The following is a 25762-nucleotide window of genomic DNA, read 5'->3' on the forward strand; positions in this document are numbered from 1 at the left end:
CATCACCTTTAGGGGGGGATTCAATCGGTCGATACAGCCGATTGGCTAAATCTTTCAGTGGGTGTTTCTTAGTGTTCGCGCTCTTCTTTCCTACGCCATTCAATCCTGTGTTTCTGAAGGGGGCGTCACTTCACTGCGTGGGAAATTGTCCGGAGTAGGACGTTCTCCAGGATCTGCCAAGAGTTGTTGGCTTGTCCTACGTCGAAGGTCAGGAAGTCGTCTGGCTATACCTCTGCGCCTGCGTTTTTATATGTCGACAGGCAATTGCTCTTAACGAAACCAGGATGGCAAAGGAGTGTCAGCGTTATGGTTTATGAACGGCAAGAAGAGGGGCGATACGGTTCGCACAGGGATGTAAAGGTCGATCCGTTTGTTCGCGAGTTCGATATGGGGCTGGCCCAGCCCTTGTCCCGCTCCGTACGATTGAATGGCTTCGCCACCTGTTTGCGGCTTGAACAGATTTATTGGGATATTTTGGGGGAGATGGCCCGGGCCAATGGCTGCTCGGTCAGTAGTCTGTTATCTCACGTGGATCGTGAAGTTCACTTGCGTCACGGCGGGGTAAGGAACTTCAGTGGGTTGGTACGGGTTGTCTGTGTCGTGCACAGCCTCAAGGAAGGCGGGGGCGACGTCATGGCCTAGCCTGGGCGGCGAAAGCAGCAGAGTGTCGGTCTGTGCAGTCTTACGGCTGCACAGGCCGCATTTAATGGATATAATCCCGCTCTTTGCCGCAAAACCCTGCGTGTGCGGTAGCAATCTGATCGCCGAGACAACCTCCATGCCGATGTACGATTATCAATGTGCTTCCTGTGGTCATCAGTTGGAAGCCATTCAAAAGATCAGCGATGCACCGCTGGTCGACTGCCCTGCCTGTCAGGCGCCAGAGCTTAAAAAGTTGCTGTCCATGCCGGGCTTCCGCCTCAGCGGCACGGGTTGGTACGAAACCGATTTCAAGACCGGTTCCAAGAAGAACCTGGCCGGCGGCGACAAAGCTGACTAAGGTCTGGAACCTGAGTTGAACGACACGCGTGCTCTTGCATCACCCGGCGACTTTTTTAAAGGCGGGGCTGCTGCAGGATCTCCACCGAATTTCGAATTACGAGAAGTGAAACCACGACCATGATGCGCAGCCATTATTGCGGCCAACTGAACGAAAGCCTGGACGGCCAGGAAATTACCCTTTGCGGATGGGTCCACCGTCGCCGTGACCACGGTGGGGTGATTTTCCTCGATATCCGTGATCGTGATGGTCTGGCCCAGGTCGTGTTCGATCCGGACCGCGCTGAAACCTTCGCCGCAGCCGATCGCGTGCGTAGCGAGTACGTCGTGAAAATCACCGGCAAGGTTCGCCTGCGTCCGGCCGGTGCGACCAACGCGAACATGGCGTCGGGCATGATCGAAGTCCTCGGCTATGAGCTGGAAGTGCTGAACGAATCGGAAACCCCGCCGTTCCCGTTGAACGAGTTCTCCGACGTCGGCGAAGAAACCCGCCTGCGCTATCGCTTCCTCGACCTGCGTCGCCCGGAAATGGCCGAGAAGCTGCGCCTGCGTTCGCGCATGACCACCAGTATCCGCCGCTTCCTGGACGAGAACGGCTTCCTCGACGTCGAGACGCCGATCCTGACCCGTGCCACCCCTGAAGGCGCGCGCGACTACCTGGTGCCGAGCCGTACTCACGCCGGTTCGTTCTTCGCCCTGCCGCAATCGCCGCAGCTGTTCAAGCAACTGCTGATGGTGGCCGGCTTCGACCGTTACTACCAGATCGCCAAGTGCTTCCGTGACGAAGACCTGCGCGCCGACCGTCAGCCGGAATTCACCCAGATCGACATCGAGACCAGCTTCCTCGATGAAAAAGAGATCATGGGCCTGACCGAGCAAATGATCCGCAATCTGTTCAAGGAAGTGCTGGATCTGGAGTTCGGCGATTTCCCGCACATGACCTTCGAAGAAGCCATGCGCCGCTACGGTTCCGACAAGCCAGACCTGCGTAACCCGCTGGAACTGGTGGACGTGGCCGATCAGCTCAAGGAAGTCGATTTCAAGGTGTTCAGCGGTCCGGCCAACGACCCGAAATGCCGCATCGCCGCCTTGCGCGTACCTGGCGGGGCAAGCATGCCGCGCAAGCAGATCGACGATTACACCAAGTTCGTCGGCATCTACGGTGCCAAGGGCCTGGCGTACATCAAGGTCAACGAGCGCGCTGCCGGTGTTGAAGGTCTGCAATCGCCGATCGTGAAAAACATCCCTGAAGCCAACCTGAATGTGATCCTCGATCGCGTCGGTGCGGTCGACGGCGATATCGTGTTCTTCGGCGCCGACAAGGCGAAGATCGTCAGCGAAGCCCTGGGCGCGCTGCGGATCAAGCTGGGCCACGACCTGGACCTGCTGACCTGCAAGTGGGCGCCAATGTGGGTCGTCGACTTCCCGATGTTCGAAGAAAACGACGACGGCAGCTTCACTGCCTTGCACCACCCGTTCACCGCACCGAAGTGCACCCCGCAAGAGCTGGAAGCCAACCCGGCTGGCGCTCTGTCCCGTGCCTACGACATGGTGTTGAACGGCACCGAACTGGGTGGCGGTTCGATCCGTATCCACCGCAAAGAGATGCAGCAGTCGGTGTTCCGCCTGCTGGGCATCAACGAAGCGGAACAGGAAGAGAAATTCGGCTTCCTGCTCGACGCCCTGAAATACGGCGCACCGCCGCACGGTGGCCTGGCCTTCGGTCTGGACCGTCTGGTAATGCTGATGACCGGCGCCCAGTCGATCCGTGAAGTGATCGCCTTCCCGAAAACCCAGAGCGCGGCGGACGTCATGACTCAGGCACCGGGTCAGGTGGATGCCAAGGCATTGCGCGAGCTGCACATTCGCCTGCGCGAAACGCCTAAGGCCGAGTAAGGCTGACCTGAAGGGCGCATCTGTGGATGCGCCTTTTCTTTATAGGCAGAGCAGTTCAAGATTTTTGTTTGTCGGCCGGCGCAATGCAGCGCAGCGGGCAATGTTTCAAAGAGAATTCGGAGCGAGTTATGGCAGGTCATTCCAAGTGGGCGAACATCAAGCACCGCAAAGAACGTCAGGATGCCAAAAAAGGCAAGATTTTCACCAAGTGGATTCGTGAACTGACCGTCGCGGCTCGTCAGGGCGGCGGTGATCCAGGTTCCAACCCGCGTCTGCGCCTGGCATTGGACAAGGCCCTTGGCGCGAACATGAGCCGCGACATCATTGATCGGGCGGTCGCTCGTGGTGCCGGTGCCGCCGATACCGACGACATGGTCGAACTGACCTACGAAGGCTACGGCCCCGGTGGCGTCGCGGTGATGGTCGAGTGCATGACCGATAACCGTAACCGTACTGCGGCCGCTGTTCGTCACGCGTTCAGCAAATGCGGCGGCAACCTCGGCACTGACGGTTCGGTGGCCTATCTGTTCGAACGCAAGGGACAGATCTCCTTCGCGGCCGGTGTTGACGAAGACGCACTGATGGAAGCGGCCATGGAAGCCGACGCTGATGACGTGGTGACCAACGAAGACGGTTCTATCGACGTATTCACCTCGTTTGCCGGGTTCTATTCCGTGCGTAACGCACTGGAAGCGGCGGGTTTCAAAGGTGACGACGCGGAAATCGTCATGTTGCCGACCACCAGCGCCGAACTCGATCTGGAAGGCGCCGAGAAAGTCCTCAAGCTGATCGACATGCTCGAAGACCTGGACGACGTGCAAAACGTCTATTCCAACGCGGACATCCCGGAGTCGGTCGCCCAACAACTAGGCTGATCGCCACTGCCATTGTAGGCGCTGGCTTGCCAGCGAAGGCGGCCTCGAGACTTACACAAGTTCAAAGGGCCTCTTCGCTGGCAAGCCAGCTCCTACAGTTCCCTCGGACATTCGCATCAGCTTTGCAGGCGTTATGACTTTAATTCTTGGTATCGACCCCGGTTCGCGCATCACCGGTTACGGTGTGGTTCGTGATACCGGCCGTGGCTGTGAGTACGTCGCCTCCGGTTGTATCCGCACCGGTGCCGGCGAGCTGCATGAGCGACTGCAGATAGTCTATCGCGGGGTGCGGGAGATCATTCAGACTTACCATCCGGTGACCATGGGGATCGAAAAGGTGTTCATGGCCCGTAACGCCGACTCCGCCCTGAAACTGGGGCAGGCCCGTGGCGCAGCGATCGTGGCAGGTGCCGAGGAAAGCCTGGAAATTGCCGAATACACCGCAACCCAGGTCAAGCAGGCGGTCGTAGGCACCGGCGCGGCCAATAAGGAGCAGGTGCAGATGATGGTGATGCACATGCTCAAGCTCACCAGCAAACCGCAGATCGATGCCTCGGACGCCCTGGCCATTGCCATCTGCCATGCTCATACACGCTCCAGCCTGTTGCCCCATGGTCTGGGCGCAGCACGCAGTCGTGGCGGGCGCCTGCGTCTCTGATAGCATCAACAATCATTTTCATGGAACGGGGGTGTTTCGCCTGGTTATCGGCGGCATTCCCTCGCTCTATCAGTCGCTGGCCCAGAGCTGGCCAACGCTCAAGGATTTGTAACGTGATTGGACGTTTGCGCGGCACCCTGGCTGAGAAGCAGCCTCCGCATCTGATTCTGGATGTAAATGGCCTGGGCTATGAACTTGAAGTGCCCATGACGACCCTTTACCGCTTGCCGTCGGTCGGTGAACCGCTGACCTTGCACACCCATTTGGTCGTGCGCGAAGACGCACAGTTGCTCTATGGTTTTGTCGGCAAGCGTGAGCGCGACTTTTTCCGCGAGTTGATCCGCCTCAACGGCGTCGGGCCGAAACTGGCACTGGCCTTGATGTCGAGCCTGGAGGTCGACGAACTGGTTCGTTGCGTACAGTCCCAGGACACGTCGGCGCTGACCAAGGTCCCGGGCGTCGGCAAGAAAACCGCCGAACGCTTGCTGGTGGAACTCAAGGATCGCTTCAAGGCCTGGGAAACCGTACCGGCCATGTTCGCCCTGGTGCCGAACCAGCCGGATGGACCGGCTCCGGTGAACACTGCCGAGACTGATGCCGTCAGCGCCTTGATTTCCCTGGGCTACAAGCCCCAGGAAGCGAGCAAGGCGGTTTCTGCAATCAAAGTGAAAGGTTTGAGCAGCGAAGACATGATCCGCCGCGCCTTGAAGGGAATGATCTAAGTGATTGAAGCTGATCGTCTCATCGCTGCCACGCACAGTCCGCGTGAGCGCGAAGAAGTCCAGGATCGGGCGATTCGCCCGGTCAGCCTGGCCGAATACATTGGCCAGCCGACCGTTCGCGAGCAGATGGAGTTGTTCATTCAAGCCGCTCGCGGTCGGAACGAGTCCCTGGATCACACGCTGATCTTCGGGCCTCCCGGCCTGGGCAAGACCACCCTCGCCAACATCATCGCCCAGGAAATGGGCGTGTCGATCAAGAGCACCTCGGGGCCGGTGCTGGAGCGTCCAGGTGACCTGGCAGCGCTGCTGACCAACCTGGAGCCTCACGACGTTCTGTTTATCGACGAAATCCATCGGTTGTCGCCGATTGTCGAAGAGGTACTGTACCCGGCCATGGAGGATTTCCAGCTCGACATCATGATCGGTGAGGGCCCGGCCGCGCGCTCGATCAAGCTGGACCTGCCGCCGTTCACCCTGGTTGGCGCAACGACGCGGGCGGGGATGCTGACCAATCCGTTGCGAGACCGTTTCGGGATTGTCCAGCGCCTGGAGTTCTACAACACCGCCGATCTGTCGACAATTGTCAGCCGCTCGGCAAGCATCCTTGGTTTGCCGCTGGATCCGGAAGGTGCTTTCGAAATCGCCCGCCGTGCCCGTGGCACTCCACGAATCGCTAATCGATTGCTGCGCCGGGTGCGCGACTTCGCCGAAGTTCGCGCCAAGGGCCACATCACCAAGCCGATTGCCGACCTGGCGCTGAACCTGCTGGACGTCGACGAACGTGGCTTCGACCACCAGGACCGGCGTCTGTTGTTGACCATGATCGAGAAATTCGACGGTGGGCCAGTCGGGGTCGACAGCCTGGCCGCCGCCATCAGCGAAGAGCGTCACACCATTGAAGACGTGCTGGAGCCTTACCTGATCCAGCAGGGCTACATCATGCGCACGCCACGGGGGCGAGTGGTGACGCGACATGCCTACCTGCATTTCGGTTTAAACATTCCGTCACGATTGGGCGAAATGCCCGTGGTAGACGAGTTTCTCGATGCCGCTGACGATTAATTAACATTACGTACTGATTTTTTCGGGCAATGTAGGGTCCCAGGACCGTACTTTCACGTGAAAGCCGCAGAACAATGAAAAACAGTTGCCATGCCGGATTGGCAACCTGAGGAGTAAGCACTAGAGTATGCGCGCGCAAAACGGGCTTGAGCCTTTCGCACATCGCTGTCGCGTTTATTACGAGGACACCGATGCGGGGGGCATCGTGTATTACGTTAATTACCTCAAGTTTATGGAACGGGCTCGAACCGAGCGGCTACGAGATCTGGGCTTTGCCCAATCGCAGCTGGCAGGGGAGGACCTGTTGTTCGTCGTGCATTCCAGCGAAGCGCGCTATCACGCGCCGGCGCGACTGGACGACGAACTGCTGGTAAGCGCTGAAGTAATCGAATTGAACCGTGCCAGCCTGCGCTTCAAGCAGCAGGTCAGGCGGGCAACGGATAATGTGCTGCTCTGCGAAGGGCAGTTTCTGGTGGCCTGTGTGCGCACTGAAAGTTTGAAACCCCGGGCCATTCCCGAAGCTCTACGAGCGGCCTTTGCCGACGTGAGCGGCGCGGGTACACACTCAAAGCAGGAGATAAAGCGTGGAAGCTAACGTCGTCGACCATTCCTCCATGTGGAGCCTGGTCAGCAATGCCAGTATCGTGGTGCAACTGGTAATGCTGATCCTGGTAGCCGCATCGGTGACCTCGTGGATCATGATCTTTCAGCGCAGCAACCTGCTGCGCGCCGGTCGACGTGCCCTGGAGAGCTTTGAAGAGCGCTTCTGGTCGGGAATCGACCTGTCCAAACTGTACCGTCAGGCCGGCAGCAACCCGGACCCTGATTCGGGTGTCGAGCAAATCTTCCGTGCCGGCTTCAAGGAATTCTCCCGTCTGCGCCAGCAGCCAGGCGTTGACCCGGAAGCGGTCATGGAAGGCGTGGCCCGCGCCATGCGCGTTGCCATTTCCCGCGAAGAAGAAAAGCTCGAGCAGAGCCTGCCCTTCCTGGCCACCGTCGGTTCCGTCAGCCCGTATATCGGCCTGTTCGGTACTGTTTGGGGGATCATGAACTCCTTCCGTGGTCTGGCGACGGCCCAGCAAGCGACCCTGGCCACTGTGGCCCCGGGTATCGCCGAAGCACTGATCGCCACGGCGATCGGTCTGTTCGCTGCCATTCCAGCCGTTATCGCTTACAACCGTTTTGCTGCTCGCAGCGAAACCCTGCTGGGCCGCTACTACACCTTCGCCGACGAGTTCCAGGCGATCCTGCACCGCAAAGTGCACACCAGCGAAGAATAAGCAGGTAATTTCCAATGGCTTTAATCGCTCGAGCTCGCAAAAAGCGCAAGCCGGTCGCCGAGATGAACGTAGTGCCTTACATCGACGTGATGTTGGTGCTGCTGGTCATCTTCATGGTGACCGCACCGATGCTCAATCAGGGCGTGAAAGTTGATCTGCCCAAGGTTTCCAGCGAAGCCTTGCCGCAGGACAACAACACCCAGGTCCTGACCATTTCCATCAAATCCGACAAGACCTACTACTGGAACCTTGGCAGCGAAGTCGACACCGAAAAGCAGCAGGATCGGGCCATGACCCTGCCGCAGATGACTGACGCGGTGACCAAGATCATTCGCGTCGGCAACGAAGGCGGCAAGCGTACCCAGGTCTTCATTCGCGGCGACAAGAGTGTCGATTACGGCTCCGTCATGGGGGCCATGGGCGGGCTGCAGAAAGCCGGGGTCGGTAATGTTGGCTTGATTACCGAGGCGCCCTGATGCAGCAACAGCGAGAGCCGTCCGCCTCGGAAAGCTACTTCTGGCCTAGTGTCTGGGCGATTGGCTTGCACGTGCTGGTGTTCGGCATGCTGTTCGTCAGTTTTGCCTTTACCCCGGAACTGCCGCCGGCCAAGCCGATTGTCCAGGCGACCTTGTACCAACTGAAATCGAAAAGTCGGGCGACCACCCAGACCAATCAGAAGATTGCCGGTGAAGCGCAGAAATCTGCTGCGCGTCAGACCGAAGTCGAGCAGATGGAACAGAAAAAGGTCGAGCAGGAAGCGGTGAAGGCTGCGGAACAAAAGAAAGAAGAGGCGGCTCAAAAGGCCGAAGAAGCCAAGAAGGCTGACGAGGCGAAGAAAGCGGACGAGGCAAAGAAAGCGGACGAGGCGAAAAAGGCTGATGAAGCCAAGAAAGCCGACGACGCGAAGAAAACCGCGGAAGCCAAGAAGGCACAAGAGAAACAATTGGCTGATATAGCCAAGAAGAAAGCCGAAGAAGAAGCCAAGAAAGCTGCGGAAGAAGAGGCCAAGAAAGCGGCCGCTGAAGAAGCCAAGAAGAAGATCGTCGAAGACGCGAAGAAGAAAGCCGCGGAAGACGCCAAGAAGAAAGCTGAAGCTGAAGAGGCGAAGAAGAAAGTCGCCGAGGAAGCGAAGAAGAAAGCGACTGCCGATGCTGCGAAGAAGAAATCGCAGGACGCGGCACGTAAGTCCGCCGAAGACAAAAAGGCCCAGGCCCTGGCAGATTTGCTTTCCGACACGCCGCAGCGTCAGCAGGCGTTGGCCGATGAGCAGGGCGACGAAGTCGCTGGCAGTTTCGATGACCTGATTCGTGCGCGTGCAGCGGAAGGTTGGGCTCGTCCACCTTCGGCACGCAAAGGCATGACGGTCGTGTTGCAAATCGGCATGTTGCCGGACGGTACGGTGACTTCGGTCAGCGTGTCCAGGTCCAGTGGCGACGGTCCGTTTGACGCCTCGGCTGTTGCAGCGGTGAAGAATATTGGACGTTTGACAGAAATGCAGGGAATGAAGCCGAGTGATTTCGCTCCGTATCGTTCATTCAAGATGACATTCACACCTGAGGATCTAGCCTTGTGAGAAACCTTCTACGAGGAATGCTGGTCGTTATCTGCTGCATGGCAGGGATGGCGATGGCAGATGAGAAAAACATTCTGGTTACCAGCGGCAGCGATCGGGCGACCCCGATCGCCGTTGTGCCGTTCGGCTTCCAGGGTGGTAGCGTGCTGCCGGACGACATGGCGGAAATCATCGGTAACGACCTGCGCAACTCGGGTTACTACTCGCCGCTTCCAAAGCAGAACATGATCAGCCAGCCGAGCCAGGCCAGCGAAATCATTTTCCGTGACTTCAAGGCGCTGGGTGCCCAGTACGTCATGGTCGGCAGCATTGTGCCGGCGGGCGGTCGCCTGCAGGTGCAATACGCACTGTTCAACGTGGCCACCGAGCAGCAAGTGCTGACCGGTAGCGTGTCGGGCGGCGTCGATCAGTTGCGCGACATGGCGCACTACATCTCCGACCAGTCGTTCGAAAAACTCACGGGTATCAAGGGGGCCTTCTCGACTCGCCTGCTGTACGTAACGGCCGAGCGTTTCTCCGAGAACAACACTCGCTACACCCTGCAGCGTTCGGACTACGACGGTGCCCGCGCCGTGACCCTGCTGCAATCGCGCGAGCCGATCCTGTCGCCGCGTTTCGCACCGGACGGCAAGCGCATCGCTTATGTCTCCTTCGAGCAGAAGCGTCCACGCATCTTCATGCAGAACATCGACACCGGTCGCCGTGAGCAGATCACCAACTTCGAAGGCCTGAACGGTGCGCCAGCCTGGTCGCCGGATGGCAATCGCCTGGCGTTCGTGTTGTCCAAAGACGGCAACCCGGACATCTATGTGATGAACCTGGGCTCGCGTCAGATCACCCGCGTCACCAATGGTCCTGGCATCAACACCGAGCCGTTCTGGGGCAAGGATGGCTCGACCATCTACTTCACCTCAGACCGTGGCGGCAAGCCGCAGATCTACAAGACCAGCGCAGGTGGTGGCGGTGCCGAGCGTGTGACGTTCGTCGGTAACTACAACGCCAACCCTAAACTGTCGGCTGATGAAAAGACGCTTGTCATGATTCACCGTCAGGATGGCTTCACCAATTTCAAGGTGGCGGCCCAGGACTTGCAACGCGGTAGTGTAAAGATCCTCACTGATAGCACTCTGGACGAGTCGCCCACTGTCGCGCCCAACGGCACCATGGTAATCTACGCAACCCGCCAGCAGGGCCGGGGAGTCTTGATGCTCGTGTCCATCAATGGACGCGTAAGGCTCCCGCTTCCTACCGCACAAGGCGAAGTCAGAGAACCTTCCTGGTCCCCTTTCCTGAACTGACGCGGCGCTATACGTTTTACTTAACACACTGGGGTTCATTAGGAGTTTCACGATGGAAATGCTGAAGTTTGGTAAATTTGCTGCGCTGGCACTGGCCATGGCTGTAGCTGTAGGTTGCTCGTCCAAAGGCGGCGACAATGCCGGTGAAGGCGCGGTAGATCCAAACGCTGGTTACGGCGCAAACACTGGTGCAGTTGACGGCTCCCTGAGCGAAGAAGCTGCCCTGCGCGCTATCACCACTTTCTACTTCGAATACGATAGCTCGGACCTGAAGCCAGAAGCCATGCGCGCTCTGGACGTTCACGCCAAAGACCTGAAAGCAAACGGCGCTCGCGTTGTTCTGGAAGGCAACACCGACGAACGTGGTACTCGTGAGTACAACATGGCACTGGGCGAGCGTCGTGCGAAAGCCGTTCAGCGCTACCTGGTACTGCAAGGCGTTTCCCCAGCTCAGCTGGAACTGGTTTCCTACGGCGAAGAGCGTCCAGTTGCTACCGGCAACGACGAGCAGTCCTGGGCTCAAAACCGTCGCGTCGAACTGCGTAAGTAATTCGTCATGCGAACGTGCCGTCGTGCTGTAACTGTTTTGGCTCTCAGCCTCGCACCGTTTGTGGTGTGGGCTGCGGTTCCTGTGGTCGAGGACAACTCCGGCTATAACAATAGCGGGAGCAGTTATCCGCCTGCGGGTTACGGTACGAACGGCGCCTATGCCGGGGGAGGGGTTTCGACTCCTGTCTCGGCACAGGGTCAGCTGTTCAACCAACTGCAACAAATGCAGGAACAGATCTCGCGCCAACAGGGTGTGATCGAAGAACTGCAAAATGATGTAGCGCGCATGAAGCAGGAAAACCTGGAGCGATACCAGGATCTTGATCGGCGTATAGGAACCGGCGTTGCACCAGCCGCGACTCCTCAAAATTCTTCCACCGGTGGTGATTTGAATGCCCCCGGCGCAGCCGCAGGTGCGGCAGCTGGCGCAGCCGCTGCTCAAGCACCCGCCGCAGGTAGCGAACCGGCAGATCCGGCGAAGGAAAAGCTCTATTACGATGCTGCCTTCGACCTGATCAAGGCCAAGGATTTCGACAAGGCCAGCCAGGCTTTCGCAGCATTCCTGCGCAAATACCCGAATAGCCAATACGCGGGCAATGCCCAGTACTGGTTGGGCGAAGTAAACCTGGCCAAAGGCGATCTGCAAGGTGCAGGTCAGGCATTTGCCAAGGTTTCGCAGTTGTATCCGAAGCACGCCAAAGTGCCTGATTCGCTATACAAGCTTGCTGATGTGGAGCGCCGCCTGGGTCATACCGACCGGGTCAAAGGTATTCTGCAGCAGGTTGTGTCCCAATATCCGGGCACTTCCGCCGCTCAACTGGCCCAGCGCGATCTGCAGAAAATGTAAGCGTGCTTGACCTGTTTTGAAGAAACCCGCGCTTGTCGCGGGTTTTTTCGTTAGAATTCACCCCCTTTTTCTGAAACACGCTTTTTGGGATCTGCGCATTGCCGGGGTTCCTTGAAGTGCCTGACGGAGGCGGACAGCCTGTTTAGCTGTTACGCCCGTGGCGACTATGCAAGACACATTGAGAATCACCGAAGTTTTCTACTCGTTGCAGGGTGAAACTCGGACTGCCGGGCTGCCCACTGTTTTTGTGCGCCTGACCGGTTGTCCGTTGCGTTGCCAATACTGCGACAGCGCCTACGCGTTCACCGGTGGGACCATCCGCACCCTCGACGATATTCTCGAGCAGGTCGCCGGTTTTCGTCCGCGATATGTCTGTGTCACGGGCGGCGAGCCCCTGGCGCAACCCAACGCCATTCCCTTGCTCAAGCGCCTGTGTGACGCCGGTTACGAAGTGTCACTGGAAACCAGTGGTTCTATTGATATCTCGGCAGTAGATTCCCGGGTCAGTCGCGTTGTCGACCTGAAAACCCCGGGTTCGAAGGAAGCGCACCGTAACCGCTATGAAAACATTGAGCTGCTCACGCCCAACGATCAGGTGAAGTTTGTCATCTGCTCGCGGGAGGACTATGACTGGTCCGTTTCCAAGCTGATCCAGTACGGTCTGGATCAGCGTGCCGGCGAAGTCCTGTTCTCGCCAAGTCACCATGATCTCAATGCCCGGGACCTGGCGGACTGGGTGGTGGCGGACAATCTGCCAGTGCGTTTGCAATTGCAGCTGCATAAATATCTATGGAATGACGAGCCGGGGCGCTGAAATGACTGAACAACTCAATACTGCTGAAAAACGTGCGGTCATCCTGCTCTCCGGCGGCCTGGACTCGGCGACCGTCGTGGCCATGGCGCGCGCCGAAGGCTACAGCTGCTACACCATGAGCTTCGACTACGGTCAGCGCTCTCACGCCGAACTGTACGCCGCCGAGCGTGTGGCGCGGGACCTGGGGGTGGTCGAGCACAAGGTGATCGGTCTGAACCTGAACGGAATAGGCGGCTCGGCGCTGACCGACAGCAGCATCGATATTCCGGAAGAGTTGGGAGAGGGTATTCCCGTGACTTACGTGCCAGCGCGTAACACGGTGTTCCTGTCCCTGGCCCTGGGCTGGGCTGAAGTACTCGGCGCACGCGACATCTTTATTGGCGTCAACGCGGTGGACTACTCGGGTTACCCGGACTGCCGTCCCGAGTTCATCGAGTCGTTCGAGCGCATGGCCAATCTGGCGACCAAAGCCGGCGTGGAAGGCAATGGCTTCCGCATTCAGGCACCGCTGCAAAACCTCAGCAAGGCGCAGATCGTCCAGGCGGGCGTGAAGCTTGGCGTGAACTACGGGCTGACTGTTTCCTGCTATCAGGCCGACGATAACGGTCGTGCGTGCGGCAAGTGCGACAGCTGCCGACTGCGTGCAGAAGGCTTTGCGGCAGCCGGAATCAGCGATCCAACCCCTTATTTTTGATTTATTTCAAAATAGGTGTTGAATAGTCCTTAAAAATCAGTATTATACGCGCCACCACACAGCGGGTCGTTAGCTCAGTTGGTAGAGCAGTTGGCTTTTAACCAATTGGTCGTAGGTTCGAATCCCACACGACCCACCATTTTTGGCGGTTTAGAAAATCCGGAAGGCCCACGCAAGTGAGGATTTCCGGGTTTTTTTTTGCCCGCGATTCAAGTCCGCTTCGCTACGGGCTACTGCGCATGACGCAGGTCAGAATCACCTTTTGCATCCTTCCGATATTCTGTAGCCTTGCGCAGCTTCAACGCTGTCCGTGCCTGATCAATACTCACTTTCCCGGCGGTACCCCGATGGGTCCGGAGCCGGGTGTATACTCGACTTTCGCGCAAATGCGCCTGCAGGTCTTGCGAACATGACGCAAATTTCCGAACGCCTTCTGGTTCAAGCCCACCTCGACGCCAAACGGCCCAAGCCGCTGACCGCCGATGAAGAGGCTTATTACCGTGCTGCCATCGCTGCCGAGCTCAAGGCTCAGGACGCGGTGCTGGTGGCCCATTTCTATTGTGACCCTGTGATTCAGGCGCTGGCCGAGGAGACGGGCGGTTGTGTCTCCGACTCGCTGGAGATGGCTCGTTTCGGCAACGCCCATCCGGCCAAGACTGTGGTCGTCGCCGGTGTGAAGTTCATGGGTGAGACCGCCAAGATCCTCAACCCGGAAAAACGCGTGCTGATGCCGACGCTCGAAGCGACCTGTTCGCTCGACCTGGGTTGCCCGGTGGACGAATTTTCCGCGTTCTGCGATCAACATCCGGAGCGCACGGTGGTGGTGTACGCCAACACGTCGGCTGCGGTAAAGGCCCGAGCGGATTGGGTGGTGACTTCAAGCTGTGCGCTGGAAATCGTCGAAAGCCTGATGGACAACGGCGAGACCATCATCTGGGGCCCGGACAAGCACCTGGGGACCTACATCCAGCGCCAGACCGGTGCCGACATGCTGCTGTGGGACGGTGCCTGCATCGTTCACGAAGAGTTCAAGTCCAAGCAGCTTGAAGACATGAAGGCGCTGTACCCGGATGCTGCGATCCTGGTGCACCCGGAGTCACCGACATCGGTGATCGAACTGGCGGACGCCGTGGGTTCCACCAGTCAGTTGATCGCGGCGGCACAGAGCCTGCCGAACAAGACGCTGATCGTGGCGACCGACCGCGGCATCTTCTACAAGATGCAGCAGCTGTGCCCGGACAAGGTCTTTATCGAAGCCCCGACGGCAGGTAACGGCGCGGCGTGCCGCAGTTGTGCGCATTGCCCGTGGATGGCCATGAACACCCTTGAGCGCACGCTCAAGGCGTTGAAGGAAGGGGCGAACGAAATCTTTGTCGACCCGGCGCTGATTCCGCAGGCGATCCGGCCGCTCAAGCGCATGCTCGATTTCACCCAGGCGGCGCGGATGAAGCTGGCCGGTAACGCCTGAGATCTGTCAGGTAAGTCGTAAAAACTGTGGGAGCGAGCTTGCTCGCGATGAGGGCGTGTCAGTTGACACTAATGTCTGCTGTCAGGCCGCCATCGCGAGCAAGCTCGCTCCCACAGTGGTTTTCGCTCAGTTCAATTACTTGGTTTTCTTGGGAATGCGCACAAGCTGGGTGTTCGAATACATGTCATGCCAGCTGCGTTTCTGCTTGTCGAACAGCGACCAGAAGAATCCCAGGCCAACGCAAAGCAGCGAGGCAATCGACACCACAAAGCGCAGCAGCGCCTGCCACAGGCTGATGGATGAGCCATCGGCGTTCTGCAGGCGGATGCACCAGACTTGCATGCCGAGGGTCTGACCGGACCAGGTCCAGAATTTGGCGAAGAAGCCGAACAGCACGAACAGCAGCACTGTGGAGAGCAGGGGATCGCCGTCCAGCGCGCCCGCTTCGGTCAGGGTGCGCATCTTTTCTTCGCCGATGAGCGCCATCTGGATCATCTTGTAGATGCCGCTGGTGACGATCAGCAGGGCAGTACACAGCAAGAAATCATAGAACATGGCTGCCAGGCGACGACCCAGGCCGGCGGCAGGAAAGTCGCCCTGGGGAGTAAGCAGGTGTTTCGACATGGCAGGTTCTCGGCGAAAAAGAAGCCATTTTACGGATTTGCGCGCACAAAAAAGCCCCTGATGTCAGCATCAGGGGCTTTTTCGTTACAGAAGATTAACCTTCCGCTTGTACTTCGTCAGCCTGCATGCCTTTCTGACCCTGTACGGCGATGAAGGTCACTTTCTGGCCTTCTTTCAGGCTCTTGAAGCCGTTGCCCTGGATGGCGCGGAAATGCACGAACAGATCCGGACCGCTTTCAGGAGTGATAAAACCAAAACCTTTCTCGTCGTTAAACCACTTGACGGTACCGCTCTGACGTTGGGACATTTCTTATTTCCTTTGACGCAAAAATTAATGACAGTCTCCTTCTTATGAAAGAGTACTGGGGCTGGTTGCAGGAGAGTAAGAAGACGTCGAACGGGATGTAGCTAACTTGTAGGCTACTGCCCAGGTCACGATTCCAAGCGACCCATGCAAACACAGTGAACAAACTCTACGCCAACTACGGGAGAAAAAACAAGCCCCGTGAAGGCCCGTATTTCCTCGGGTTGATGGCATTTAGTCAGTCCACTAGTGGGGCCTTGTACGCTAGCGTTATTCAATTGTTTTCGATCGTTATAAGCAAAATTCATAATCGAAGCTTAGAGCCAAACAACGCACTATTTTATGGCGGTTGCGTTACACATTAGTGCGCTGTTAACGCAACCGCGTTACTTATAGGAACATTCAATCAGCCGCGATAGTAGCGTTGTGGAACAAATGGCATTTTGCTTACAAGCAAAGGCACCTTTTTCCCACGAACGATCGCCCAAACCGGTGTGTCCAGTGCGATGTAGGCGCTGTCGACATAGCCCATGGCCAGCGGACCGCCCAGGGTTGGCCCGAAACCACCGCTGCAGACGCTGCCGATGATATCGCCGGCTTCGTTGACGATCTCGGCACCTTCACGCACGGGTGTACGTTCCTGTGGTAGCAGACCTACACGTTTGCGGTTCACGCCGGCCTGTTGCTGGGTGAATACGGTATCGGCGCCAGGGAAGCCGCCGGCCCGTGCGCCATCGGCGCGACGTGGCTTGGAGATCGCCCACAGCAGGCTTGCTTCGATCGGGGTGGTGTCGGTGTTCATGTCGTGGCCGTACAGGCACAGGCCGGCTTCCAGGCGCAGGGAATCGCGGGCGCCAAGACCGATGGCGGCCACTTCCGGTTCGGCCAGCAGGGCGCGAGCCAGGGCTTCGGCGTTGGCGGCGGGTACGGAAATTTCGAAACCGTCTTCACCGGTGTAACCCGAGCGGCTGACAAAGCAGTCCACGCCCAGCAGCTTCACGCGGGCGAACTGCATGAAGGTCATCTTCGCAACTGTAGGCGCCAGGCGTGCCAGCACGGTCACGGCGGCCGGGCCTTGCAGGGCGAGCAGGGCGCGTTCTTCGAACAGCGGCTCGATCGTGCACTGGTCGCCAATGTGCTGGCGCAGGTGTGCCAGGTCCTGATCCTTGCACGCGGCGTTGACCACCAGGAACAGTTCGTCGTTACCCAGATTGGCGACCATCAGGTCGTCGAGGATGCCACCGGTCGCATTGGTGAACATGGCATAGCGCTGCATGCCCACCGGCAGGTCGATGATGTCCACCGGCACCAGGGTTTCCAGGGCCTTGGCGGCATTGGCGCCAGTCAGGCGGATCTGGCCCATGTGCGAGACATCGAACAGCCCGGCCTGGTCGCGGGTGTGCTGGTGTTCTTTCATCACGCCCAGCGGGTATTGCACCGGCATGTCATAGCCGGCAAATGGCACCATGCGCGCGCCGAGTTCGATGTGCAGTGCGTGCAACGGGGTTTTCAACAGTTGTTCGGTGGACATATTCAGCTCCTGAAGAAGGGTGCAGATGAGCGCGCATCAGCACTCGATAATGTTGACCGCCAAACCGCCACGGGCGGTTTCCTTGTATTTGCTTTTCATGTCGGCGCCGGTCTGGCGCATGGTACGGATGACCTTGTCGAGGGAGACGAAGTGTTGTCCGTCACCGCGCATGGCCATGCGCACGGCGTTGATGGCCTTGACCGAGCCCATGGCGTTGCGTTCGATGCAAGGCACTTGCACCAACCCGCCAATCGGGTCGCAGGTCAGCCCGAGGTTGTGTTCCATGCCGATTTCCGCGGCGTTCTCCACTTGTTGCACGGTGCCGCCAAGCACTTCGCACAAGGCGCCGGCGGCCATCGAGCAGGCGACGCCGACTTCGCCCTGGCAACCGACTTCGGCGCCGGAGATCGAGGCGTTTTCCTTGTACAGAATGCCGATGGCTGCGGCCGTGAGCAGAAAACGCACCACGCCGTCGTCATTGGAGCCCGGGATAAAGCGCATGTAGTAGTGCAACACCGCTGGAATGATCCCTGCCGCACCGTTGGTGGGCGCGGTCACGACGCGCCCGCCGTTGGCGTTCTCCTCGTTGACCGCCAGCGCGTAGAGATTGACCCAGTCGAGCACCGACAGTGGGTCGCGCAAAGACGATTCCGGGTTCTTGCACAATTGCCGATGCAGCGCGGCGGCCCGGCGCTTGACCTTCAGTCCGCCAGGCAGGATGCCTTCATTGCGGCACCCGGCGGCGACGCAGTCCTGCATCACTTGCCAGATTTTCAGCAGGCCGGCGCGGGTTTCCGCTTCCGGACGCCAGGCGCTTTCGTTGGTCAGCATTACCTGGCTGATGGACAGCCCGTATTTGACGCAATGACCGAGAAGATCCTTGGCGCTTTTGAACGGAAAGGTCAGGGGCGTGGCGTCTTCGACGATGCGGTCGGCGCCGGCGGCGTCCTCATCGACCACAAAACCGCCGCCGACCGAGTAGTACTCGCGGCTGCGGATCTGCAGGCCCGCTGCGTCGAAGGCGCGGAAAATCATGCCGTTGGGGTGATAGGCCAACGGTTTGCGAATCATCGCCAGGTGTTCTTTCTCGTTGAACGCAATGCTGTGTTCACCGAGCAGGTTCAAGCGTCCGTTGCTGCGGATTTCTTGCAGGCGCGCGGCGACGGTTTCCGTATCCACGGTGTCCGGGTGCTCGCCTTCCAGGCCCAGCAGCACAGCCTTGTCACTGCCGTGGCCTTTGCCGGTGGCACCGAGCGAGCCGTAGAGCTCGACTTTGACGCAGGTGGTGGCCGGCAGCAGCCCTTCACGGCGCAGGCCTTCGACGAAACGCGCAGCGGCGCGCATCGGGCCGACGGTGTGAGAGCTGGAGGGGCCGATGCCAATCTTGAACAGGTCGAACACGCTTAACGACATGATGGTTCTCCGGTTTCTTGTTATAGGAATTCACCGACTCGGGTGGTTGGCGCAATTCACTGTGGGAGCGAGCTTGCTCGCGATGACGGACTGACATTCACCATGGATGTCGACTGAAAGACCGCTATCGCGAGCAAGCTCGCTCCCACAGAGGACTGTGGTGTTCTTGCGAAAAAGGGGGCGGGATCTACCGCCCCCCTCTTTCGTTTAAGCGTAGCTTTCGATCGACGGGCAGGCGCAGACCAGGTTGCGGTCGCCAAACACGTTGTCGACACGACCGACCGGTGGCCAGTACTTGCCTTCGATCAGCGACGCAACCGGGTACACCGCTTGTTCGCGGCTGTATGGGTGCGACCACTCGCCGACCAGCTCCTTGGCGGTGTGCGGCGCGTTTTTCAGCGGGTTGTCGTCCTTGTCCAGGGTGCCGTTTTCCACCGCGCGGATTTCTTCGCGGATGCGGATCATTGCATCGCAGAAACGATCCAGTTCTTCTTTGGATTCGCTTTCGGTCGGCTCGATCATCAACGTGCCGGCCACCGGGAACGACATGGTCGGCGCGTGGAAGCCGAAGTCGATCAGGCGCTTGGCGACGTCATCGACGCTGATGCCGCTGCTGTCTTTCAGTGGGCGCAGATCAAGGATGCACTCGTGCGCCACCAGACCGTTGCTGCCGGTGTACAGCACTGGATAGTGCTCTTCGAGGCGACGGGAGATGTAGTTGGCATTGAGGATCGCCAGCTGTGATGCACGCTTGAGACCCGCGCCACCCATCATGCGAATGTACATCCAGGTGATCGGCAGGATGCTCGCGCTGCCGAACGGTGCCGCGCAAACGGCGCCCTCCTTGCGCTCCATCTGTGCGTGGCCCGGCAGGAATGGTGCCAGGTGCGATTTCACACCGATCGGGCCGACGCCCGGGCCGCCACCACCGTGGGGGATGCAGAAGGTCTTGTGCAGGTTCAGGTGCGACACGTCGCCGCCGAACTTGCCCGGCGCGCAGAGGCCGACCATGGCGTTCATGTTGGCGCCGTCGATGTACACCTGGCCGCCGTTGTCATGAACGATGCCACAGATTTCGCGGATGCCTTCTTCGAACACGCCGTGGGTCGACGGGTAGGTGATCATCAGCGCGGCGAGGTGTTCGCGGTGCTCGATGGCCTTGGCGCGCAGGTCTTCGATGTCGACGTTGCCGCGGGCATCGCACGCGGTCACGACCACGCGCATGCCGGCCATGTTGGCGGTGGCCGGGTTGGTGCCGTGGGCGGACGACGGAATCAGGCAGATGTCGCGACGGTCTTCGCCACGGCTCTGGTGGTAGGCACGGATCGCCAAGAGACCTGCGTACTCACCCTGGGAACCGGCGTTCGGTTGCAGCGAAACCGAGTCATAACCGGTGGCGGCGCAGAGCATCGCTTCCAGTTCGTCGGTCAGTTGCTGGTAGCCGGCGCTTTGCTCGGCCGGGGCGAACGGGTGCAGGGCACCGAACTCGGCCCAGGTCACCGGGATCATTTCGCTGGCAGCGTTGAGTTTCATGGTGCACGAACCCAGCGGGATCATGGTGCGGTCCAGCGCCAGGTCCTTGTCCGCCAGTTTACGCAGGTAACGCATCAGCTCGGTTTCCGAGTGATAGCGGTTGAACACCGGGTGGCTGAGGATCGGCGACTGACGCACCAGCGCGGCCGGAATGGCGCTCTGCACCGAGGCGGCGAGGGCGGCGAAGTCCGGCAGGGCCTTGCCGTCGGACAGCAGGACCCACAGGGTTTCAACGTCGGCCTGAGTGGTGGTTTCGTCCAGGGACAGGCCCAGGCGCTCGCCATCGACCACGCGCAGGTTGATGCGCTGGGCGTGCGCCTTGTCGTGCAGGGCCGCGGTTTGAACGCCGGTCTTCACGGTCAGGGTGTCGAAGAAGCTCGCTTGCTCGACGTTCAGACCCAATGCGCTCAAGCCTTTGGCCAGGATTGCAGTCAGGTGATGGATGCGATTGGCGATCTGCGTCAGGCCTTTCGGACCGTGGTACACGGCATACATGCTGGCGATGTTGGCCAGCAGTACTTGCGCGGTGCAGATGTTGCTGGTGGCTTTCTCGCGACGGATGTGTTGCTCGCGGGTCTGCATGGCCAGGCGCAGGGCCGGGTTACCGAAGCGGTCTACGGAAACACCGACCAGACGGCCCGGCATGTCACGCTTGTATGCGTCCTTGGTGGAGAAGTACGCCGCGTGCGGGCCACCGAAGCCCAGCGGCACGCCGAAGCGTTGTGCACTGCCGATGGCCACGTCGGCGCCGAATTCGCCCGGTGCGGTCAGCACGGTCAGGGCCAGCAGGTCGGCAGCCACGGCAACGAGGGCGTTGGCGGCGTGGAAGCGTTCGGTCAGTTCGCGGTAATCGAACACGTCACCGTTGCTTGCCGGATATTGCAGTAGCGCGCCGAAGAACGGCGTCACGTCAGTCAGTTCGCGTTCGTCGCCAACCACCACGTCGATGCCCAAAGGCTCGGCACGGGTGCGCAGCACGTCGAGGGTCTGCGGGTGGCAATGCACGGAGGCGAAGAAGGCGTGGCTGCCCTTGTTCTTGCTCAGGCGTTTGCAGAAGGTCATGGCTTCGGCAGCGGCGGTGGCTTCGTCGAGCAGCGAGGCGTTGGCGATCGGCAGGCCGGTGAGGTCGCTGATCAGGGTCTGGAAGTTCAGCAGCGCTTCGAGACGACCCTGGGAAATTTCTGGCTGGTACGGGGTGTAGGCGGTGTACCAGGCCGGGTTTTCCAGCAGGTTGCGCAGGATTGGCGACGGCGTGTGGGTGCCGTAGTAACCCTGGCCGATGAAGGTCTTGAACAGCTGGTTTTTAGTCGCGATGGACTTGATCAGGGCCAGGGCATCGGCTTCGCTCAGGCCGTCTTCCAGACCGAGGACGCTGGTGCCCTTGATGCTGTCGGGAATCACGCTGGCGCTCAGGGCTTCCAGGGAGTCGAAGCCGAGGCTGTTGAGCATGGCTTGCTCGTCACCGGCGCGCGGGCCGATGTGACGGGCGATGAATTCGTTGGCGGTGGTCAGTTTTACTTGAGTCATGTCAGCGCTCCTCAGGCTTCGGCTTCGGCTTTGATCAGGCGGTCGTAGGCGTCCTGATCCAGCAGTTGGCCGACAGCGGCGGTGTTGGCAGGTTTGAAGCGGAAGAACCAGCCTTCGCCCAGCGGATCTTCGTTGACCAGCTCAGGGCTGCTGTCCAGCGCCGGGTTCACTTCCAGCACTTCGCCGTCCAGCGGCATGTACACGCCGCTGGCAGCCTTTACCGATTCCACGGTGGCGGCTTCGGCGCCTTTGTCGTAGGACTGCAGCTCAGGCAGTTGAACGAAAACCACGTCGCCCAAGGCGTTCTGTGCGAAAGCGGTGATGCCGACCGTGACGCTGCCGTCAGCTTCGGTGCGCAGCCATTCGTGATCTTCAGTAAAACGCAACTCGCTCATGGAAACTCCTAAGGGGCCAGACTCGTCTGGTGGACGTGATTGAATGCTTGGGCGATGCCCGGGTTATGAGGAGTACATAGCAAGAACGCGGCCAACGTTGTTTTTATTGTTATTGATCAATGATTTAGGTTGTTTCGACAAGCGCTGAAATTCGCACGTTGTAGCGAAATCGATACGGCGTATGTCAAGGATAAAAGCCGAGGTGGATCAAAGCCTTGTGCAGCCGTGATCGGAGTGGGGTGTAGCGATATCGTTCCGCTGTAGCGCTTTCAGTACAGATGGAGGTCGTTTTTGAGCGCTACTGCATTCCTGTAGGAGCTGGCTTGCCAGCGAATGGGCCATCCCGCACGACATTTGTCTGATGGGAGGCGAAAACCGCCTTCGCTGGCAAGCCAGCTCCTACAGGTGTGTGCAGTGTCAGACCTTGTTGGGAATCCCATACTTGCGCAACCGATGGGCAATCGCGGTGTGGGAGGTTTGCAGGCGGGTCGCCAGTTGCCGGGTCGAGGGATAGCTGGCGTAGAGTTTTTCCAGCAGGGTTTTCTCGAATTCGTCCATGGCCTGTTCCAGGCTGTCGACGTCATGGTCGCCCTGGCGGGCCACCGAGGTGCCGGCGATGTCGAGGTCGCCAATGTCCACCAGGCTGCTTTCGCAGATCGCCGCGGCACGGAAGATCACGTTCTGCAATTGCCGCACGTTGCCCGGCCAGCGGTTGCCCAGCAGCGCCGGGTAAGTGCCAGGTGCCAGACGACAGACCGGTCGCTGGATCTGCGCACAGGCCTGCTGCATGAAGTAGCGGGCCAGCAGCAGGATATCCTGGCCGCGCTCACGCAACGGCGGGACCTCAACGTTGAGGACATTGAGGCGATAGAACAGGTCTTCGCGGAACAGGCCTTCGCTGACCATCTTCTCCAGATCGCGGTGGGTCGCGCTGAGGATCCGTACGTTGACCTTGACCTCACGGTCACCGCCGACCCGGCGAAAGCTGCCGTCGTTGAGGAAACGCAGCAATTTGGCCTGCAGGTACGGCGACATCTCGCCGATTTCATCGAGAAACACCGTGCCCTGGTTGGCCAGTTCCATCAGTCCTGGCTTACCGCCCCGCTGCGCGCCGGTGAAGGCGCCGGGTGCGTAGCCGAACAGTTCGCTTTCGGCGAGGTTCTCCGGCAACGCCGCGCAGTTCAGCGCCAGAAACGGTGAACTGTACCGGGCGCTGATGGCGTGGCAGGCCCGGGCCACCAGTTCCTTGCCGGTGCCGGTTTCACCCTGGATCAACAGCGGTGCATCGAGGGCCGCCACCCGCTGGGCGCGCGCCTTGAGGGTGCGGATCACCGGGGACTCGCCGAGCAGTGCGTCGAAACCTTCGGCGTGGTCATGGTGCAGCGCGGAAAGGCGTTCGCCGATGCGGTTGGGTTGATACAGGGTCAGCAGGGCGCCGGCATCGGTGATCGGTGTGGCGTCGAGCAACAAGGTCTGGCCGTTGACGGTGATTTCCCGCAGCGGCAGGCGAAAGCCCTGTTCGAGCAGGGCGTCGAGCAAGGCCGGGTCGGCAAACAGCTCGGCCACGCTTTCACCGTTCGGTTCGCGGCCGTACAGGGCGATCAAGGCCGGGTTGGCCAGCAGCACCTTGCCGTCGCTGTCCAGTGCCAGCACCGGGTCGGTCATGGCGGCCAGCAAGGCGTCGAGCTGCAAGTGCCGGCGTTGGCCGGGCAGGATGTCGACCACCGTCACCGCTTGCACGCCGCGCACGCTGAACAGGGCATCGCGCAGCTCCTCGAGCACTTGCGGGCTCAGGGTCGGGGCGTCGATATACACATTGGGCGGGACCATTTCCACCGCATCCAGGTTCAGATTGCGCCCGCCGAGCAGGGCCAGGACTTCCTGGGTGATACCGACGCGGTCGATGAAGCTGACGTGGATACGCATGGGGCGGTTTTGGGTTCTGCAGTGCGAAGGGTGGCAAGTATGCCTTGGGGCGGGCTAATGGTGAAATTTTGCGCGGACTTCAATATGGCGAACGACCCCTGTGGGAGCGAGCTTGCTCGCGATGGCAGTGTGTCAGTCAACATCAATGGTGGATGACAGGCCGCCATCGCGAGCAAGCTCGCTCCCACAGGGATCGGTGGTGTAAACAGAATCTGAGTCCACCACCAACAGGCTGTGGGAAGGGTCATTCCAGGTGCTCGGGTTTGACCGGGTCGCCCGATTTCATGTTCAACTGCACCCGCACGTCTTCGAACATGGCGTCGTAGTGCTTGTGGATCGAACCAATGTTGCTATGGGTTTTCGGGACACCGTACTTTTCGGCAATCTTGGTGACGTTGCTGGCGAAGTTGTAGGCCATGTCCTTGGGCAGGAAGAACGACTCGCTCATGTCCTTGCCCTGGATGCTGCCGTGCATCTTGAACTGCATCCCTTTGCCTTCCTTGGGGTCCAGGCTGACTTCATAGTCGAGGTAGATGTTGTAGCTGACGTCGTCCTTGTTCAGCGCGTGTCGCTCGATGTGCAGGTGACCCGGCTCGAACGTTGCCATTGTTGACTCTCCTTCAAAATGTCTTGAATCAGGACAGGCCTCAGGCCTGCCCCGCAGTTTCGTTTATTGATAGCTGATGCCTGGTGTTGCCGTACTGATGCGTGTACCGGCGGTGCCCTGGACAATTGCTTCGATGTCCGCGAGCGAGCCGATCACTGCGACTTTTCCAGTATGGCGCGCGAATTCGCAGGCTGCCTGCACCTTCGGTCCCATGGAGCCGGCGGCGAAGCCGAGTTTTTCCATTTCGTCGGGGTGGGCCTGGGCGATGGCTTTTTGCGTGGGTTTGCCAAAGTCGATGAACGCGGCGTTGACGTCGGTGGCGATCACCAGCAGATCGGCTTCAAGCTGTTCGGCCAGCAGTGCCGAGCACAGGTCTTTGTCGATGACCGCTTCGACGCCTTCGAGTTTGCCGGGCGAGGTATACATGGTCGGAATGCCGCCGCCCCCGGCGCAGATCACGATGCTGCTTTTTTCCAGCAGCCATTTGATCGGGCGGATTTCGAAGATGCGCTTGGGTTTCGGGCTGGCGACCACGCGACGGTATTTGTCGCCGTCCGGGGCAATGGCCCAGCCTTTTTCGGCGGCCAGTGCTTCAGCCTCATCCTTGGTATAGACCGGGCCGATGGGTTTGCTCGGGTTCTTGAAGGCCGGGTCATTGGCATCGACTTCGACCTGGGTCAGCAGGGTCGCAAAGGGCACTTCGAAGTCCAGCAGGTTGCCCAGTTCCTGTTCGATGATGTAGCCGATCATGCCTTCGGTCTCGGCACCGAGCACGTCCAGCGGATAGGGTGAAACCGAGGTGTAGGCCGCCGCCTGCAATGACAGCAGGCCGACTTGCGGGCCATTGCCGTGGGCGATGACCAGTTGGTTGCCGGGATGGATCCTGGCGATCTGTTCGGTGGCGATCCGGATGTTGGCGCGCTGGTTGTCAGCGGTCATCGGTTCGCCCCGGCGGAGCAGGGCATTACCGCCCAGAGCAACGACGATACGCATGGTGCAGTCCTTCTAAAAGAGAAGTAAACAGGCGACTCGGTCTGTCGATGGAACCCGATCCTGTGGGAGCGAGCTTGCTCGCGATGGGATCGCCGCGGTCTGTCTGATGCACCGCGGCGCTGCCATCGCAGGCAAGCCAGCTCCCACATTGACCGTGTTCCGTCAGTGGGAGCC

Annotated in this window: 26 protein-coding genes and 1 tRNA gene; 18 read left to right on the forward strand and 9 right to left on the reverse strand. The window is 59.6% G+C overall.

Annotated elements, in window-relative coordinates; all coding sequences use genetic code 11:
• Nucleotides 1-306: 306 nt before the first annotated feature.
• The 18 genes from ACM6IK_RS15945 to nadA all read left to right on the forward strand — a co-directional run bounded on the left by ACM6IK_RS15945 (nucleotide 307) and on the right by nadA (nucleotide 14735).
• Nucleotides 307-642, forward strand: a complete 336-nt coding sequence (locus ACM6IK_RS15945; RefSeq protein WP_414875091.1) for a ribbon-helix-helix domain-containing protein — start codon at nucleotides 307-309, stop codon at nucleotides 640-642.
• Between the two features lie 136 nt (nucleotides 643-778).
• A complete protein-coding gene (locus ACM6IK_RS15950; protein ID WP_032829812.1) occupies nucleotides 779-1000 on the forward strand; it encodes an FmdB family zinc ribbon protein in 222 nt (73 codons plus the stop codon).
• 119 nt (nucleotides 1001-1119) lie between these two features.
• Nucleotides 1120-2895, forward strand: coding sequence for an aspartate--tRNA ligase (gene aspS / locus ACM6IK_RS15955; protein WP_108215097.1), 1776 nt, complete (start codon nucleotides 1120-1122; stop codon nucleotides 2893-2895).
• Between the two features lie 128 nt (nucleotides 2896-3023).
• Nucleotides 3024-3770: a YebC/PmpR family DNA-binding transcriptional regulator gene (locus ACM6IK_RS15960; protein ID WP_414875092.1), complete on the forward strand. Its 747-nt coding sequence runs from the start codon at nucleotides 3024-3026 to the stop codon at nucleotides 3768-3770.
• A 133-nt stretch (nucleotides 3771-3903) separates the two neighbouring features.
• Nucleotides 3904-4428, forward strand: a complete 525-nt coding sequence (ruvC, locus tag ACM6IK_RS15965; RefSeq protein WP_008015799.1) for a crossover junction endodeoxyribonuclease RuvC — start codon at nucleotides 3904-3906, stop codon at nucleotides 4426-4428.
• Between the two features lie 113 nt (nucleotides 4429-4541).
• Nucleotides 4542-5150, forward strand: coding sequence for a Holliday junction branch migration protein RuvA (ruvA, locus tag ACM6IK_RS15970; protein ID WP_414875093.1), 609 nt, complete (start codon nucleotides 4542-4544; stop codon nucleotides 5148-5150).
• Nucleotides 5151-6212 (forward strand): Holliday junction branch migration DNA helicase RuvB, encoded by a 1062-nt coding sequence (ruvB, locus tag ACM6IK_RS15975; RefSeq protein ID WP_046042209.1) that lies wholly within the window; start codon nucleotides 5151-5153, stop codon nucleotides 6210-6212. It abuts the gene before it with no gap.
• 127 nt (nucleotides 6213-6339) lie between these two features.
• Nucleotides 6340-6807, forward strand: a complete 468-nt coding sequence (ybgC, locus tag ACM6IK_RS15980) for a tol-pal system-associated acyl-CoA thioesterase (protein ID WP_007990726.1) — start codon at nucleotides 6340-6342, stop codon at nucleotides 6805-6807.
• Entirely contained in the window at nucleotides 6797-7492 is a 696-nt protein-coding gene (gene tolQ, locus ACM6IK_RS15985) for a protein TolQ (RefSeq protein WP_008147369.1), read from the forward strand. The genes ybgC and tolQ overlap by 11 nt, the downstream gene beginning before the upstream one ends.
• Before the next feature lie 23 nt (nucleotides 7493-7515).
• Nucleotides 7516-7968: a protein TolR gene (tolR, locus tag ACM6IK_RS15990; protein ID WP_162135951.1), complete on the forward strand. Its 453-nt coding sequence runs from the start codon at nucleotides 7516-7518 to the stop codon at nucleotides 7966-7968.
• Nucleotides 7968-9065 carry a cell envelope integrity protein TolA gene (gene tolA, locus ACM6IK_RS15995; RefSeq protein ID WP_414875094.1) on the forward strand — a complete coding sequence of 366 codons (1098 nt, stop codon included), beginning with the start codon at nucleotides 7968-7970 and terminating at the stop codon, nucleotides 9063-9065. Before tolR ends, tolA begins: the two co-directional genes overlap by 1 nt.
• 17 nt (nucleotides 9066-9082) lie before the next feature.
• Nucleotides 9083-10363 (forward strand): Tol-Pal system beta propeller repeat protein TolB, encoded by a 1281-nt coding sequence (tolB, locus tag ACM6IK_RS16000; RefSeq protein WP_218427092.1) that lies wholly within the window; start codon nucleotides 9083-9085, stop codon nucleotides 10361-10363.
• A gap of 52 nt (nucleotides 10364-10415) precedes the next feature.
• Nucleotides 10416-10913: a peptidoglycan-associated lipoprotein Pal gene (gene pal, locus ACM6IK_RS16005; protein WP_003178634.1), complete on the forward strand. Its 498-nt coding sequence runs from the start codon at nucleotides 10416-10418 to the stop codon at nucleotides 10911-10913.
• Between the two features lie 6 nt (nucleotides 10914-10919).
• A complete protein-coding gene (gene ybgF, locus ACM6IK_RS16010; RefSeq protein WP_414875095.1) occupies nucleotides 10920-11759 on the forward strand; it encodes a tol-pal system protein YbgF in 840 nt (279 codons plus the stop codon).
• Between the two features lie 166 nt (nucleotides 11760-11925).
• Entirely contained in the window at nucleotides 11926-12573 is a 648-nt protein-coding gene (gene queE / locus ACM6IK_RS16015) for a 7-carboxy-7-deazaguanine synthase QueE (RefSeq protein WP_007995628.1), read from the forward strand.
• Nucleotide 12574: 1 nt separating this feature from the next.
• Complete coding sequence (gene queC, locus ACM6IK_RS16020; protein WP_414875096.1) at nucleotides 12575-13267, forward strand: 7-cyano-7-deazaguanine synthase QueC; 693 nt, start codon at nucleotides 12575-12577, stop codon at nucleotides 13265-13267.
• 63 nt (nucleotides 13268-13330) lie between these two features.
• Nucleotides 13331-13406, forward strand: a tRNA-Lys gene (locus ACM6IK_RS16025).
• A gap of 270 nt (nucleotides 13407-13676) precedes the next feature.
• On the forward strand, nucleotides 13677-14735 hold the full coding sequence (nadA, locus tag ACM6IK_RS16030) for a quinolinate synthase NadA (protein ID WP_090457444.1): 1059 nt from the start codon (nucleotides 13677-13679) through the stop codon (nucleotides 14733-14735).
• Between the two features lie 135 nt (nucleotides 14736-14870).
• Here the strand turns inward: nadA and ACM6IK_RS16035 are convergent, their stop codons facing one another.
• The 9 genes from ACM6IK_RS16035 to arcC form a co-directional block, all read right to left on the reverse strand.
• Nucleotides 14871-15359, reverse strand: a complete 489-nt coding sequence (locus tag ACM6IK_RS16035) for an RDD family protein (protein ID WP_414875097.1) — start codon at nucleotides 15357-15359, stop codon at nucleotides 14871-14873.
• A 94-nt stretch (nucleotides 15360-15453) separates the two neighbouring features.
• On the reverse strand, nucleotides 15454-15666 hold the full coding sequence (locus ACM6IK_RS16040; RefSeq protein WP_007931076.1) for a cold-shock protein: 213 nt from the start codon (nucleotides 15664-15666) through the stop codon (nucleotides 15454-15456).
• 403 nt (nucleotides 15667-16069) lie between these two features.
• Nucleotides 16070-17194 carry a glycine cleavage system aminomethyltransferase GcvT gene (gene gcvT / locus ACM6IK_RS16045; RefSeq protein ID WP_414875098.1) on the reverse strand — a complete coding sequence of 375 codons (1125 nt, stop codon included), beginning with the start codon at nucleotides 17192-17194 and terminating at the stop codon, nucleotides 16070-16072.
• A gap of 36 nt (nucleotides 17195-17230) precedes the next feature.
• Nucleotides 17231-18607 (reverse strand): L-serine ammonia-lyase, encoded by a 1377-nt coding sequence (locus ACM6IK_RS16050; protein ID WP_108215106.1) that lies wholly within the window; start codon nucleotides 18605-18607, stop codon nucleotides 17231-17233.
• A gap of 207 nt (nucleotides 18608-18814) precedes the next feature.
• Entirely contained in the window at nucleotides 18815-21667 is a 2853-nt protein-coding gene (gene gcvP, locus ACM6IK_RS16055; protein WP_414875099.1) for an aminomethyl-transferring glycine dehydrogenase, read from the reverse strand.
• 11 nt (nucleotides 21668-21678) lie between these two features.
• Nucleotides 21679-22062, reverse strand: coding sequence for a glycine cleavage system protein GcvH (gcvH, locus tag ACM6IK_RS16060; protein WP_414875100.1), 384 nt, complete (start codon nucleotides 22060-22062; stop codon nucleotides 21679-21681).
• A gap of 417 nt (nucleotides 22063-22479) precedes the next feature.
• Complete coding sequence (locus ACM6IK_RS16065; protein ID WP_414875101.1) at nucleotides 22480-23988, reverse strand: sigma-54-dependent transcriptional regulator; 1509 nt, start codon at nucleotides 23986-23988, stop codon at nucleotides 22480-22482.
• 244 nt (nucleotides 23989-24232) lie between these two features.
• The gene (locus tag ACM6IK_RS16070) at nucleotides 24233-24595 is read right to left on the reverse strand and encodes a DUF5064 family protein (protein WP_414875102.1); all 363 of its coding nucleotides are present in this window, start codon (nucleotides 24593-24595) and stop codon (nucleotides 24233-24235) included.
• A gap of 63 nt (nucleotides 24596-24658) precedes the next feature.
• Nucleotides 24659-25588 (reverse strand): carbamate kinase, encoded by a 930-nt coding sequence (gene arcC / locus ACM6IK_RS16075; RefSeq protein ID WP_414875103.1) that lies wholly within the window; start codon nucleotides 25586-25588, stop codon nucleotides 24659-24661.
• Nucleotides 25589-25762: the final 174 nt, after the last annotated feature.

The sequence above is a fragment of the Pseudomonas sp. IT-196MI5 genome, assembly GCF_949767415.1.
Lineage (GTDB): Bacteria > Pseudomonadota > Gammaproteobacteria > Pseudomonadales > Pseudomonadaceae > Aquipseudomonas.

Excerpts from the sequence above, each read along its gene's own strand:
- ACM6IK_RS15945 (WP_414875091.1), top strand. The coding sequence starts at position 307 with ATGGTTTATGAACGGCAAGAAGAGGGGCGATACGGTTCGCACAGGGAT.
- ACM6IK_RS15950 (WP_032829812.1), top strand. The coding sequence starts at position 779 with ATGCCGATGTACGATTATCAATGTGCTTCCTGTGGTCATCAGTTGGAA.
- aspS (WP_108215097.1), top strand. The coding sequence starts at position 1,120 with ATGATGCGCAGCCATTATTGCGGCCAACTGAACGAAAGCCTGGACGGC.
- ACM6IK_RS15960 (WP_414875092.1), top strand. The coding sequence starts at position 3,024 with ATGGCAGGTCATTCCAAGTGGGCGAACATCAAGCACCGCAAAGAACGT.
- ruvC (WP_008015799.1), top strand. The coding sequence starts at position 3,904 with ATGACTTTAATTCTTGGTATCGACCCCGGTTCGCGCATCACCGGTTAC.
- ybgC (WP_007990726.1), top strand. The coding sequence starts at position 6,340 with ATGCGCGCGCAAAACGGGCTTGAGCCTTTCGCACATCGCTGTCGCGTT.
- tolA (WP_414875094.1), top strand. The coding sequence starts at position 7,968 with ATGCAGCAACAGCGAGAGCCGTCCGCCTCGGAAAGCTACTTCTGGCCT.
- tolB (WP_218427092.1), top strand. The coding sequence starts at position 9,083 with ATGCTGGTCGTTATCTGCTGCATGGCAGGGATGGCGATGGCAGATGAG.
- pal (WP_003178634.1), top strand. The coding sequence starts at position 10,416 with ATGGAAATGCTGAAGTTTGGTAAATTTGCTGCGCTGGCACTGGCCATG.
- ybgF (WP_414875095.1), top strand. The coding sequence starts at position 10,920 with ATGCGAACGTGCCGTCGTGCTGTAACTGTTTTGGCTCTCAGCCTCGCA.
- queE (WP_007995628.1), top strand. The coding sequence starts at position 11,926 with ATGCAAGACACATTGAGAATCACCGAAGTTTTCTACTCGTTGCAGGGT.
- queC (WP_414875096.1), top strand. The coding sequence starts at position 12,575 with ATGACTGAACAACTCAATACTGCTGAAAAACGTGCGGTCATCCTGCTC.
- nadA (WP_090457444.1), top strand. The coding sequence starts at position 13,677 with ATGACGCAAATTTCCGAACGCCTTCTGGTTCAAGCCCACCTCGACGCC.
- ACM6IK_RS16035 (WP_414875097.1), bottom strand. The coding sequence starts at position 15,359 with ATGTCGAAACACCTGCTTACTCCCCAGGGCGACTTTCCTGCCGCCGGC.
- ACM6IK_RS16040 (WP_007931076.1), bottom strand. The coding sequence starts at position 15,666 with ATGTCCCAACGTCAGAGCGGTACCGTCAAGTGGTTTAACGACGAGAAA.
- gcvT (WP_414875098.1), bottom strand. The coding sequence starts at position 17,194 with ATGTCCACCGAACAACTGTTGAAAACCCCGTTGCACGCACTGCACATC.
- ACM6IK_RS16050 (WP_108215106.1), bottom strand. The coding sequence starts at position 18,607 with ATGTCGTTAAGCGTGTTCGACCTGTTCAAGATTGGCATCGGCCCCTCC.
- gcvP (WP_414875099.1), bottom strand. The coding sequence starts at position 21,667 with ATGACTCAAGTAAAACTGACCACCGCCAACGAATTCATCGCCCGTCAC.
- gcvH (WP_414875100.1), bottom strand. The coding sequence starts at position 22,062 with ATGAGCGAGTTGCGTTTTACTGAAGATCACGAATGGCTGCGCACCGAA.
- ACM6IK_RS16065 (WP_414875101.1), bottom strand. The coding sequence starts at position 23,988 with ATGCGTATCCACGTCAGCTTCATCGACCGCGTCGGTATCACCCAGGAA.
- ACM6IK_RS16070 (WP_414875102.1), bottom strand. The coding sequence starts at position 24,595 with ATGGCAACGTTCGAGCCGGGTCACCTGCACATCGAGCGACACGCGCTG.
- arcC (WP_414875103.1), bottom strand. The coding sequence starts at position 25,588 with ATGCGTATCGTCGTTGCTCTGGGCGGTAATGCCCTGCTCCGCCGGGGC.